Origin of the sequence: Pantoea sp. USHLN256 (assembly GCF_037149875.1) — a bacterium.
In the GTDB taxonomy this organism is placed as follows: Bacteria; Pseudomonadota; Gammaproteobacteria; order Enterobacterales; family Enterobacteriaceae; genus Pantoea; species Pantoea nemavictus.
The window spans coordinates 1,064,933-1,077,475 of the sequence record NZ_JBBCQO010000001.1; the positions used below are offsets into that span (position 1 = coordinate 1,064,933).

12 protein-coding genes are annotated in these 12,543 nt (G+C 55.0%); 5 read left to right on the plus strand and 7 right to left on the minus strand.

Going from position 1 to position 12,543, the window contains the following annotated elements; translation table 11 throughout:
* Positions 1-89: 89 nt before the first annotated feature.
* Positions 90-887 (minus strand): FkbM family methyltransferase, encoded by a 798-nt coding sequence (locus WFL93_RS05070; RefSeq protein ID WP_336777376.1) that lies wholly within the window; start codon positions 885-887, stop codon positions 90-92.
* Positions 888-1,199: 312 nt separating this feature from the next.
* On the opposite strand from WFL93_RS05070, the gene dpaA reads away from it, so the two are divergent.
* The gene (dpaA, locus tag WFL93_RS05075; protein WP_007887150.1) at positions 1,200-1,943 is read left to right on the plus strand and encodes a peptidoglycan meso-diaminopimelic acid protein amidase; all 744 of its coding nucleotides are present in this window, start codon (positions 1,200-1,202) and stop codon (positions 1,941-1,943) included.
* Here the strand turns inward: dpaA and WFL93_RS05080 are convergent.
* Together WFL93_RS05080 and lpcA are read right to left on the minus strand one after the other, a co-directional pair.
* Positions 1,914-2,681 (minus strand): class II glutamine amidotransferase, encoded by a 768-nt coding sequence (locus WFL93_RS05080; RefSeq protein ID WP_007887151.1) that lies wholly within the window; start codon positions 2,679-2,681, stop codon positions 1,914-1,916. The genes dpaA and WFL93_RS05080 overlap by 30 nt on opposite strands.
* 51 nt (positions 2,682-2,732) lie before the next feature.
* Positions 2,733-3,311 carry a D-sedoheptulose 7-phosphate isomerase gene (gene lpcA / locus WFL93_RS05085; RefSeq protein ID WP_061717531.1) on the minus strand — a complete coding sequence of 193 codons (579 nt, stop codon included), beginning with the start codon at positions 3,309-3,311 and terminating at the stop codon, positions 2,733-2,735.
* 244 nt (positions 3,312-3,555) lie between these two features.
* On the opposite strand from lpcA, the gene fadE reads away from it, so the two are divergent.
* Entirely contained in the window at positions 3,556-6,000 is a 2,445-nt protein-coding gene (fadE, locus tag WFL93_RS05090) for an acyl-CoA dehydrogenase FadE (protein ID WP_336777377.1), read from the plus strand.
* A gap of 44 nt (positions 6,001-6,044) precedes the next feature.
* Here fadE and mtnK read toward each other — a convergent pair whose 3' ends face one another.
* Positions 6,045-7,244 carry an S-methyl-5-thioribose kinase gene (gene mtnK, locus WFL93_RS05095; protein ID WP_336777378.1) on the minus strand — a complete coding sequence of 400 codons (1,200 nt, stop codon included), beginning with the start codon at positions 7,242-7,244 and terminating at the stop codon, positions 6,045-6,047.
* Between the two features lie 105 nt (positions 7,245-7,349).
* Here mtnK and mtnA point away from each other — a divergent pair, with 105 nt between their 5' ends.
* Complete coding sequence (gene mtnA, locus WFL93_RS05100) at positions 7,350-8,369, plus strand: S-methyl-5-thioribose-1-phosphate isomerase (protein WP_336777379.1); 1,020 nt, start codon at positions 7,350-7,352, stop codon at positions 8,367-8,369.
* 179 nt (positions 8,370-8,548) lie between these two features.
* Here the strand turns inward: mtnA and WFL93_RS05105 are convergent, their stop codons facing one another.
* Genes WFL93_RS05105 through WFL93_RS05115 form a run of 3 tightly spaced genes read right to left on the minus strand, consistent with a single transcriptional unit; the run spans position 8,549 to position 10,387 of the window.
* A complete protein-coding gene (locus WFL93_RS05105; protein WP_049850756.1) occupies positions 8,549-9,091 on the minus strand; it encodes a 1,2-dihydroxy-3-keto-5-methylthiopentene dioxygenase in 543 nt (180 codons plus the stop codon).
* Position 9,092: 1 nt separating this feature from the next.
* Positions 9,093-9,776, minus strand: coding sequence for an acireductone synthase (gene mtnC, locus WFL93_RS05110; protein WP_336777380.1), 684 nt, complete (start codon positions 9,774-9,776; stop codon positions 9,093-9,095).
* Positions 9,773-10,387 carry a methylthioribulose 1-phosphate dehydratase gene (locus WFL93_RS05115; protein WP_049850754.1) on the minus strand — a complete coding sequence of 205 codons (615 nt, stop codon included), beginning with the start codon at positions 10,385-10,387 and terminating at the stop codon, positions 9,773-9,775. Before WFL93_RS05115 ends, mtnC begins: the two co-directional genes overlap by 4 nt.
* 130 nt (positions 10,388-10,517) lie before the next feature.
* On the opposite strand from WFL93_RS05115, the gene WFL93_RS05120 reads away from it, so the two are divergent.
* The gene (locus WFL93_RS05120; RefSeq protein WP_336777381.1) at positions 10,518-11,678 is read left to right on the plus strand and encodes a pyridoxal phosphate-dependent aminotransferase; all 1,161 of its coding nucleotides are present in this window, start codon (positions 10,518-10,520) and stop codon (positions 11,676-11,678) included.
* Entirely contained in the window at positions 11,666-12,436 is a 771-nt protein-coding gene (locus WFL93_RS05125; RefSeq protein ID WP_049850752.1) for an amidohydrolase, read from the plus strand. The genes WFL93_RS05120 and WFL93_RS05125 overlap by 13 nt, the downstream gene beginning before the upstream one ends.
* The last annotated feature ends 107 nt before the right edge of the window (positions 12,437-12,543 follow it).

The window sequence follows — 12,543 nt, forward strand, 5'->3', positions numbered from 1 at the left end:
TTTTGCAACTAACCCAGATTCAATCGAGACCTCTTTATAATACTGGATATTTGTACAGATGCAAAAGTACCCTGATGTTAGCGCGCCAATTACACCAGGCGACGAATCTCCATGCCTTTATCGGTTTTTTTAATCTCCAGGCGTTTATTCTGCGGATGCTGTGCGATGCCAAGTTCGCCAAACATTTCCACTTCGTAGCCCAGCGCACGTTTTAACAGGTTGAGCAGGCGATTGCGTTTCGGGATCAGAGCCGGCAGATAGTCGCCCCACACTTCAAACAAAATCGCCGGATAGCCTGAGCTCTCAAGCCACTGACGTGCACCTTTCAGCACTTCTAACTCCAGCCCTTCCACATCCACTTTGACGAGATGCGCGGCCGGTAAGTGCAAACTGTCTAAGGTCGCGATGCGTACCGATTCACTCTCTGTAAAGGCGGTGCTGAGCATCTTCTGTTGCGCGCGAATATCAGCATCCAGCGACAGCGCACCGACGTTCACCTCGGTTTGCATATCCAGTACCGGTACGTCAATTTCACCATTCACGTCGCCAATTGCCATCTGCATGGCATGACAATGAAACAGCTGATTGCTAAACAGATTGGCGCAAAGTTGATAAAACACCTGACGCTGGGGTTCGAAAGCATATAACTTTCCGCCCTTCGCCCGGATATGATCGCCCATCGGCACCGACCAGGCGCCTAAATTGGCTCCCACATCGATCAATATCGGACGCTCAATACCTGCGATTAGCAGCTGAGAAATCTGCAGCGTTGTCGGCTCCCAGGCTTTGCCGCCGCGTAAATGCGCATTAATCATATCCGGGCCGGACGACAACATGTAGCTCAGGTTATCAACCTGATAAAGGGACGGGCGAGAGGAGTGTTCCATGGATTATTACCTGATGAAATTGACCGGCGCAGTATAGGCAGACGGATTCCGTTAACAGCCAGGACGCGTCTTGTTTATCATCAGGATTAAGGCGTTTTAAAAACCAGGAAAAAAAGCGAACTTTCTGATCAACAAATTAAAGTTTACAAATTTCTGGTCGTATTCCTTTTAGGAACGCGCCATTTTCTCGGACACTGGCTTGATTAAAAGCCAGACAATGTTAATGTTGCGCTGCGATAGCGGATATTTCCGATAATGCAATACCCGGACGCTTAGCGTCATCATCTCTCTTCACATCAAGGTATCTACAGAATGGGCAGAATCGCATTATTGCTTGCGATGATTCTTATGCCGGTCCTTAGCTGGGCAATTAACCCTGAGCCTGCGCAACCGCTGGCTCCGGTGAGCAAAGAGTTAAAGAAACAATTAATTGGTACACCTGTATTTATTCAGATTTTCAAGGAAGAGCGTACGCTGGAACTGTACGGCAAAATCGGTAATGAATATCGTCTGCTGGACAGCTATCGCATCTGTAATTTCTCTGGCGGCTTAGGACCGAAACGTCGTCAGGGCGATTTCAAAAGTCCCGAAGGCTTTTATAACGTTAAGCTGAACCAGTTAAAACCAGATAGCCGTTTCTATCGCGCCATTAATACCGGTTTTCCTAACCAGTACGATCGCGCTAAAGGCTATGACGGTAACTATTTAATGATTCACGGTGATTGCGTGTCAGTTGGCTGCTACGCGATGACCGATGCATCGATGGATGAGATCTTCGCCTTTACCAACGCCGCGCTGCGTAATGGTCAGCAGGAGATTCAGGTCAATATCTATCCGTTCCGCATGACAGACAGCAACATGCAGCGTCATAAATATTCGACCTACATTAACTTCTGGCGTGAACTGCAGCCGGGCTATGCCTACTTTGTGAAGTACCGTGTGCCGCCAACGGTTAACGTAACGGCAACCGGCCAATATGCGGTGAACAGCACCCCGGTGATTTCAACACCGGATGCTGCCTCGAAATCATTCCTGGCGCTCACCCAGGCAAAATAATGCCCATTCGCCTGGCACTATCCGGTGCCAGGTTTCATTCCCGGTTAGCGGTTGCGTAGCAATCACCGTCACCACATCCTGCGGCGTAGTCTGCTGCTGAAAATCAATCTCCACATCCTGATCGAGCAGTGTCGCTTTGCCAAATGGTGCACGACGCGTAATCCAGTAGAGATTGGTCGAACAGAACGCCATCAGATAGCGACCATCCGACAACAGCATGTTGAACACGCCCTTCTCACGCATTTCTGCTGCCAGCTCGGCGATGTAGCGGAAAACTGCCGGCCAGTTGCCCGGCGTGCGCGGATAGCGCTCGGTAAGTTTATGCAGAATCCAGCAGAAGGCTTTTTCGCTGTCGGTTTCACCGATGGGACGAAAAGGCCCGGTATCCAACTGGCGATACCCTTTAAGCTGTCCGTTGTGCGCGTATGTCCAGTTACGGCCCCACAGTTCACGCGTGAACGGATGGGTATTTTCCAGCGACACTTCACCGCGATTCGCCTGGCGAATATGTGCCACCACCGAATGCGATTTGATCGGGTATTCCTGCACTAATCGGGCAATCGGAGAGTTATAGCTTGGCTGCGGATCTTTGAAAGTGCGACACCCTTTGCCTTCATAAAAGGTAATGCCCCAGCCATCTTTGTGCGGCCCGGTTCCACCGCCACGCTGCACCAGACCCGTAAAACTGAAACAGATGTCCGTTGGGACATTGGCGCTCATCCCGAGCAATTCGCACATAGCAACCGCCTTAGGTTAGCACCCCTCGCCAGCGGCGAGAGGAACACATCATTACTTAACCATCTCTTTTTCGATCAGCAACATCAGGATATGAATCACTTTAATGTGGATCTCCTGAATGCGGTCGGCATAGCCAAAATGCGGCACACGAATTTCGATATCCGCCGATCCCGCCATTTTGCCGCCATCTTTGCCGGTCAGCGTGATCACTTTCATCCCCTTCGCGCGCGCGGCCTCAACGGCTTTGATGATGTTGGCAGAGTTACCTGACGTGGACAGACCCAGCAGCACATCGCCTTCGCGACCCACCGCTTCGATATAGCGCGAGAACACGTAATCGTAGCCAAAATCGTTGCTCACGCAGGAGAGATGGCTGACATCAGAAATGGCAATCGCCGGGTAGCCAGGACGGTTTTCACGGTAGCGCCCAGTCAGCTCTTCAGCAAAATGCATGGCATCGCAGTGCGAGCCGCCGTTACCGCAGGAAAGCACTTTGCCGCCCGCTTTAAAGCTGTCGGCCAGCAGAACCGCAGCGCGCTGAATCGCGTGAATGTTAGCTTCATCACTCAGGAAGTTGTTGAGCGTATCGGCTGCTTCATTGAGCTCTGAGCGAATAATGTCCTGGTACATAGGGATGTCCTTTTAGAGGAAAGATTGACGCAGCAAGTTTAACGGAATGGGACTAAGCCGCAAAGCGCCCGCCATCAGGAAAAGCGCGACCTGTTGAGGAAGTTTGGCAGCTGTTGCCGTTCGCGCAATGAATTTGTGAGATGTGTTGTAATTGCGATGTAAACAGATTGATAAATTTTGCCCCATATTCTAAACCTACACCCATAACAGGTCAGACCTCTTACTACTTATGGAGTGGTTCATTATGTTGGTTGCCTCAATCATTGCGACGCTAATTTTGCTTAGCGTCTTGTTCTATCACCAAATCTCCCTGCTGCTCAGCAGCGTGATTTTGCTGCTGTGGACCGGCGCGCTGGCGGCCGCTGGCGTGTGGACGCCGTGGCTGCTGGTCCCCCTGGCGATCATTCTGCTGCCGTTTAACCTGCCAGCGATGCGCCGTAGCCTGTTCTCCAAGCCGGCACTGCGCAGCTTCCAGAAAGTGATGCCGCCGATGTCGCGCACTGAAAAAGAGGCGATTGATGCAGGCACCACCTGGTGGGAAGGCGATCTGTTCCGCGGTAAACCGGACTGGCAGAAGCTGCACAACTATCCGCAACCGCGTCTGACGGAAGAGGAACAAGCCTTTATTGATGGTCCAGTAGAAGAAGCGTGCCGCATGGCGAACGACTTCGAAATCACCCATGAAATGGCCGATCTGCCGCCGGAGCTGTGGGCCTATCTCAAGCAGCATCGCTTCTTCGCCATGATCATCAAGAAAGAGTATGGCGGCCTGGAGTTCTCAGCCTATGCGCAAGCACGCGTGCTGCAGAAACTGGCCGGCGTCTCCGGCATTCTGGCGATCACCGTTGGCGTACCGAACTCGCTTGGCCCAGGCGAACTGCTGCAGCATTACGGCACCGACGAGCAGAAAGATCACTACTTGCCGCGTCTGGCACGCGGTGATGAGATTCCCTGCTTTGCGTTGACCAGCCCGGAAGCGGGTTCCGATGCCGGGGCGATTCCCGATACCGGCGTAGTGTGCATGGGCGAGTGGCAAGGTCAGCAGGTGCTGGGCATGCGTCTCACCTGGAATAAGCGCTATATCACGCTGGCACCGATTGCCACCGTGCTTGGCCTGGCATTTAAACTTTCCGACCCGGATCATCTGCTGGGCAATACTGAAGAGCTCGGCATCACCTGCGCGCTGATTCCGACCCACACGCCTGGCGTGGAGATTGGTCAGCGCCACTTCCCGCTTAACGTGCCGTTCCAGAATGGTCCAACGCGCGGTAAAGACATTTTCGTGCCGATTGATTTCATCATTGGCGGCCCGTCGATGGCCGGTCAAGGCTGGCGCATGCTGGTGGAGTGCCTGTCAGTGGGTCGCGGCATTACGCTGCCTTCGAACTCAACCGGCAGCGTGAAAAGTATTGCGCTGGCAACCGGTGCCTATGCGCATATTCGTCGTCAGTTCAAAGTCTCCATCGGTAAAATGGAAGGAATTGAAGAACCGCTGGCGCGCATTGCCGGTAATGCTTATGTGATGGACGCCGCGGCTACGCTGATCACCAGCGGCATTATGCTGGGAGAAAAACCGGCGGTGCTGTCGGCGATTGTGAAGTATCACTGCACCCATCGCGGCCAGCGCACCATTATCGATGCGATGGATATTGCCGGCGGTAAAGGGATTATGCTCGGCGAAAATAACTTCCTGGCGCGAGCTTATCAGGGCGCTCCCATCGCTATCACCGTGGAAGGCGCGAATATTCTGACGCGCAGCATGATCATCTTCGGCCAGGGCGCCATCCGCTGCCATCCGTGGGTACTGGAAGAGATGAATGCCGCAGCGAAAAACGATTTAGTGACCTTTGACCGCGCGCTGTTCAGCCACATCGGCCACGTCGGCAGTAACAAAGTGCGCAGCCTGTGGCTGGGCTTAACCGGCGGCCGCACCAGCGCCACGCCGACCCGCGATGCCACGCGCCGCTACTATCAGCACCTCAACCGTTTAAGCGCCAACCTCGCGCTGCTGTCGGATGTATCGATGGCGGTATTGGGCGGCAGCCTGAAGCGTCGCGAACGCATCTCCGCGCGCCTTGGCGATGTACTGAGCCAGATGTATCTCGCCTCGGCCACGCTGAAACGCTATGACGATGAAGGCCGTAATGCCGCCGACTTGCCGCTGGTGCATTGGGGCGTGCAGGATGCCTTGCATCAGGCCGAAGTGGCGATGGATGATCTGCTGCGCAACTTCCCAAATCGCCTGGTTGCCGGCGCGCTGCGTCTGGTGATCTTCGCGGGTGGACATCATTGCCCAGCGCCGTCTGACAAGCTCGATCACCAGTTGGCGAAACTGCTGCAGCTGCCCTCCGCCACGCGCACCCGTTTAGGTCGCGGTCAGTATCTGGCACCGAGCGCGCACAATCCGGCGGGTCAACTGGAGCAAGCGCTGCAGGATGTGATGGCGGCTGAAGTGATTCACGATCGTCTGTGCCAGCAGCAGAAAAAACACCTGTCGTTCACCCGACTGGATGCGCTAGCGCAGCGTGCTTTGCAGGAGGGTTGGATTGATGAGAGCGAAGCACAGGTGCTGATTCGCGCCGAAGCCAGTCGCCTGAAAGCCATCAATGTCGATGACTTTGCGCCGGAAGCGCTGGCGGTGCCAAAGCCGCAGAGTAAACCCCGTTCGCGCACCAGCGAAGCGGCATAAAATAAAAAAGCCTCCATGCGGAGGCTTTTTTTATGGCGATCGCTTTATCCCGCCTGCCGAATGCGCGCAATTAATGCGTCAACATCGGCAACATGATCGGCAGCCAAAATCAGCGTACGTCCTAGCGTTATACAGCTGCGAATGCACTCGGTGCGCATCGTGTCATCGTTAATCTGTTTAAAGTCCGCGACATGCGACATCCCCACGGTACGACGAATCAATTCGGTCCCGCAGTAACCAATGGTATCGCGCCATACCTTACGCAGGAAGGATTCGGCATAGCCCGGATAGGCCAGCGCCACATCACTGGTTTTCGCTTTGGCCAGCTCAAGGAAACGATTGGCAAATTGGTTACAGACATCCTGCACATCACTAAGACGACGTTCGCGCCCTTCTGCCGCTTCACGCGGTGCCAGCAGGCCCGGCAAGCAGCAGTAGTTAATCAGCAGGTTGCCAATCGCACTGCCGACATCAAAACCAATCGGCCCGAAGTAGCCGAACTCTGCATCAATGACTTTCAGGCTGCCATCAGCCACAAAGATGGAGCCGCTGTGCACGTCGCCGTGCAGGAGAGCTTCGGCATCGGCAAAGAAGCGGTGCTTGAGGCCCGCAACAGCGATTTTTAATGCATCATCGCTGCGCAGGCTGACCACCAGCGACTCCAGCGCGGCAGGATACTTGTTGCGCTCGTGGTCAATAAAAGGATCGTTGAAGAACAAGTCTTCCGTGATTTCACACATTTCCGGATTAATGAAACGCGCTACTTCGGCTTTTTTCCGGTGCGGATGCAGGAAAAAATCAGAAGTATGGAACAGCGTCTGCGCCAGATACTCCCCCAGCTGGCGCCCTGCTTGTGGATAGTAAGCGCCGTTCACCAGCTCGCTACGCCAGATACGATGAGTGGAGAGATCTTCCATCACCATTACCGCTAATTCTGCATCGTAATGGGTGACGTTAACGGTGTGCTGTGGGCAATGTTTGTAGTGCTCAATCAGCGTTTGCGCTTCCAGCCGTGCGCGATCGAGCGTGAGCGGCCAGGATTCGCCCACACAACGCACATACGGCAGCGCCTGTTTTACCACTACGCGGCTGCGGCCTTGGTTGTCGAAGATTTTAAACACCAGGTTGAGATTGCCGTCACCGATCTCCTCGGCGCTCACCAGCGCTGACGGATCGTCCACGCTGCCAAATTTTTTAGCATATTCCACAGCATCGGCAGCGGTGAACGTACGGTATTGCGACATTGCTTTTTCCTCGTGTTTCGACAGTAATAAGCCGTTCAGACGTCTATACATCCGTTACGCATGTTGGCACAATAGCCAGCATTAAGGCAACAGGGATTTCACACAATGCAAACACTTCGAACCACCAGCCTTGAGGTCCGCGATAACCAGCTGTGGATCCTTGACCAGCAGGCGCTGCCACAACAACAAAACTGGCTGCCTGCGCACAGCGTTGCGCAGCTGGTTGAGCATATTCATGCCCTGCGCGTGCGCGGTGCCCCGCTGATTGGCCTCTCCGCCAGTTTGCTGCTGGCGCTGCTTGGCGAACAGGGGACAACGCGGGTGGAATTAGCTGCCGCTCTGGAGGTTCTGCGTGCCGCCCGCCCAACGGCGGTGAACCTGATGAATAACCTGGATCGCATGAAAGTGGCGCTGGCGGAGAACGATTTTGTCGCAGCGTTAAGCGCTGAGGCGCTGCGGCTGGTGGCCGAAGATAAACGGCTGTGTGACAACATTGCCCGCGCCGGTAGCACACTAGTGAAACCGGGCAGCCAGTTGCTAACCCATTGTAATACCGGCGGTCTGGCGACAGCGGGTGTGGGCACCGCGCTGGGCGTGATCGCCTATGCCCATCAGCAAGGTTTGGTGAAAAATGTCTGGGTTGATGAAACCCGACCGCTGCTGCAAGGCGGCCGTTTAACCGCATGGGAACTCGGTGAGCTCAACATTCCTTACCAGTTGATTACTGATTCGATGGCCGCCAGCTTAATGGCGCGCGGCGCGGTAGATGCCATTTGGGTCGGTGCAGATCGCATCGCCGCCAATGGTGATGTAGCAAACAAGATTGGTACTTACAGCCTGGCCGTGCTGGCGCAGTATCACGGCATTCCGTTTTATGTGGCAGCGCCGCATACCACGCTTGATCGTCTATGCCCTAATGGCGCCGCGATACCGATTGAACAACGCGCCGCCAGCGAAGTGACCGGCGTGTCAGGCAGTTTTGGCAGCGTGCAGTGGGCGCCCGAAAACGCAGCGGTGTATAACCCGGCGTTTGATGTAACGCCTGCGGCGCTGATTAGCGGTTGGGTGCTGGATACCGGAGTGGTGACACCTGCACAGGTTCAGGAAGGGGTATTTTTGCCTTGAGGTAGGCTGGATTGTGCTCGCTGTCCCCCTCCTCGGTCCTCCCCCATAAATGGAGGAGGATGACGCTGCTGTATGTCAGTGCTGAAGCTGCATGTGGCAGCGTCTCCTTCCCCCATTTATGGGGGAAGGTCGGGATGGGGGACAGCGAGCACAATCTAGCTCGCAAAGTACACTCAAAATCACGCCAAACGCGGATACGCATCGGCAATCTGGTCACCGGTGAAATTCGCCACCCAGCCTTCCTGATTGTCAAAAATACGAATTGCAGTGAAGTGCGGCTCAGAGCCCATATCAAACCAGTGCGCGGTGCCCGCAGGTACGGAAATCAGATCATTTTTCTCGCACAGAATCTGATAAACCTCGCCATCGAGATGCAGACAAAACAGCCCTGAACCTTCAACGAAAAAGCGCACTTCGTCTTCGCTGTGGGTATGTTCATTGAGAAACTTAGTGCGCAGCACCTCTTTCTGCGGATTATCCGCGCGCATGCTCAGCACGTCCCAGCTTTGATAGCCCTTCTCGGCGACCAGGCGATCAATCGCATGCTGATAAGCCTTAATCACCGTCTCAGAATCGGGATCAACGCCCAGATCGCGATCCGCTTCCCAACGCTCAAAACGCACGTTTTTAGCGTTAAGGCGATCGCGAATCGCTGCTGCATCGGTACTGTGCCACACCGGCTGATTGGCTTCGGTATCGGTAAAAATGGTCAATGCACTCATGTTAAATCGACTCCGGTTTAATCTGTGAAAAATCATTTACCTGATGATGACGACTAACGTTATCTGCCGCGCCACGAATTAACTGCACCGTGTGCCAGCCTGCTTGTGCCGCCGCGTCCAGTTCCTGATGAATATCCGACAGGAACAGGATGGCGTCGGGTGCGAGCCCAATTTTTTCAGCGATGTTGCGATACGACTGCGTTTCACGTTTCGCGCCCACGCCGGTATCAAAATAGCCGCTAAACAGCGAGGTTAAATCACCTTCATCGCTGTAACCAAATAACAGTTTTTGCGCGGCGATCGATCCCGAGGAATATACATACAGGCCAAGGCCCTGCTGCTGCCAGCGCTGCAAAGCTGGCAGCACATCCGGATAGAGGTGGCCGGTAAACTGGCCCTCAAGGTAACCGGCTCGCCAAATCATGCCTTGCAACGCCTTCAAGCCCGGCGACTTACGATCCTGATCGATATAGCCAATTAACGTAGTGATGAGTTCGTCGAGCGAGGCCTGCGCACTTCCCGACTCTTCCCGCACCGCGTTGAGTGACGCAGCCACGCCTGCATCGGCCTCATTCTCGCGTACAAAGGCGGCTAAATGCTGACGTGCATAGGGAAACAGCACCGTGTGGACGAACTGGATATTACTGGTGGTGCCTTCAATATCGGTAACAATGGCGCGGATCATTTTGCCTCCAGCAGGCGACGTTGCAGTTCACAAGCAAACAGGAATTCCAGCCCTTCCAGATGGCGGCGCGCTTCGTTCACGTCCTTGCCCCAACAGGTCAGACCGTGACCGCGCAGCAGAAAGCCATATTGCAGCGGCGAGTGTGCGGCAAAGGCGGCGATACGCTCGACTAGTGCATCAATATTCTGATCGTTATCGAACAACGGAATAGCGACGGTATTGAGGTGAGAATGCTGACCAGCCAGCGTTTTTTGCATCTCATAGCCACTGAGCAGCAGTGCATCGCTCTGATCAACGCGCGACAGCACGGTGGAGTTAACGCTATGGGTATGCAATACCGCGCCAGCCTGGGGGAAGAGACGATAAATCAAGGTATGCAGACCGGTTTCTGCCGATGGGGTACGCCCCGATGGCACCGCATTGGTGGCGATCTCCACCTGCATAAAGTCATCACGCGTCAGGCTGCCTTTATCTTTGCCGGACGCACTCAACAGGCAATATTCCGCATCCTGCCGCACCGACATATTACCGCCGGTGGCGGGCGCCCAGCCTTTACCACCAATCCAGTGACAGGCGGCCACTAAATGTTCCAGTGGGAGAAAATCCGTCATAGCGATATACAGGCTCCGCAGGTTAGTTTAGACGTCTAAGCGTCTCGATTGCCAAATATTAACATCCTGTTTATAGTGGCAGCAACACAGGGTTTCTCCGCAACGACATTCGCGCTTAAGGCCACAAATAATGACGCAGCACAACCTGATCCCCGAGAGCAAACTACCGGCGCTCGGCACCACTATTTTTACGCAAATGAGCGCGCTCGCGCAGCAGCACAACGCCATCAATCTCTCGCAGGGCTTTCCCGACTTCGACGGTCCACGCTATCTGCAAGAGCGTCTGGCTTATCACGTTAGTCAGGGCGCGAACCAATATGCACCGATGATCGGCACACTGCCACTGCGTGAGGCGATTGTTGAGAAAACCGCCGAACTTTACGGCCACTCGCCTGACGTTAACAGCGACATTACCGTGACGGCGGGCGCCACCGAAGCGCTCTATGCGACGATCACCGCGCTGGTACGCCAGGGTGATGAAGTGATCTGCTTCGACCCAAGCTATGACAGCTACGCACCTGCTGTTCAGCTCGCCGGCGGCGTGTTGAAACGCATTGCGCTACAACCCCCTGAGTTTCGCGTGGATTGGTCAGCATTCCGCAGCCTGCTAAGCGCCAAAACCCGCCTGGTGATTCTGAATACGCCGCACAATCCTTCCGCCACCGTATGGCGCAAAAGTGATTATGCCGAACTCTGGCAGGCCATTGCCGAGCAGGAAATCTATGTGCTGAGCGATGAAGTCTATGAGCACATCTGCTTCGCCGAAGCGGGCCACGCCAGCGTATTAGCGCATGCCGACCTGCGCCAGCGCGCGATTGCGGTATCCTCATTTGGTAAAACCTTCCACATGACCGGCTGGAAAGTCGGTTATTGCATCGCACCCGCCGCCCTCAGCGCCGAAATCCGCAAAGTGCATCAGTATTTGACCTTCTCCGTGAATACACCGGCACAGCTGGCGATTGCCGATATGCTGCGCCAGCAGCCCGAACACTATCGCGAGCTGTCTGAATTCTATCGCGCACGCCGCGATCGGCTGATTAAGGCGCTCTCCACCAGCCGTTTCAAGGTGTTGCCGTGTGAAGGCACCTACTTCCTGCTGGTGGATTACAGCGCGATTTCCGATCTGGACGATGTCAGTTTCTGCCAGCTGCTGACCAAAGAGGTTGGCGTGGCGGCGATTCCGCTGTCGGTATTCTGCGCCGAACCTTTCCCGCACAAGTTGATTCGCCTGTGCTTTGCCAAACAGGAAGCGACGCTCGACGCCGCTGCGGAGCGCTTATGTCAGCTTTGAAAATTACCGTGCTGCAGGAAACGCTGAGCTGGATGGATGGCGCCGCCAACCTGCGCCATTTTGACGGTGTGCTGAAGGGGATTGAAGGCCGCGACATCATTCTGCTACCGGAGATGTTCACCACCGGTTTTGCCATGGAAGCCGCCGAAAGCTCGCTGCCGCAGGATGAGGTAGTGGCGTGGCTGCATGCGCACGCGCAATCCAGCAATGCCTTAGTGGGAGGTAGCGCGGCGATTCAGACGGAAAAAGGCGCGGTAAACCGTTTCCTGCTGGTGGAACCCAACGGCACGGTGCATCAGTACGACAAACGCCATCTGTTCCGCATGGCCAATGAACATCAGCACTATGTGGCGGGCGCAACGCGCGAAGTGTTTGAGTGGCGCGGCTGGCGCATTCTGCCGCAAATTTGTTACGACCTGCGCTTCCCGGTGTTTTCGCGTAATCACAATGATTACGATCTGGCACTGTATGTCGCCAACTGGCCAGCGCCGCGTGCGCTGCATTGGCAGTCGCTACTGCTGGCGCGTGCGATTGAAAACCAGGCTTACGTCGCCGGCTGCAACCGCGTTGGCAGCGATGGCAATAAACATCAATACAGCGGCGATAGCCGCATTATTTCGCCACAGGGTGAGATTCTGGCCGCCGGCGAGCCCTTTGCGCGCGCGCGCCTCGACGCGGAGCTGTCACTGGAAGAGCTACAAGCCTACCGCGAACGCTTCCCGGCGTGGCGTGATGCGGATGCTTACACCTTGAAGTAATTCTTTGCCGCGTAAACACTGCGCGGCAAATCCCCTTCTCAACGCTATCTATGTGCCATCGAGTTTCCTGCTTGGAAACATTGCAGCTCTGCGCTATGATGTTTCCA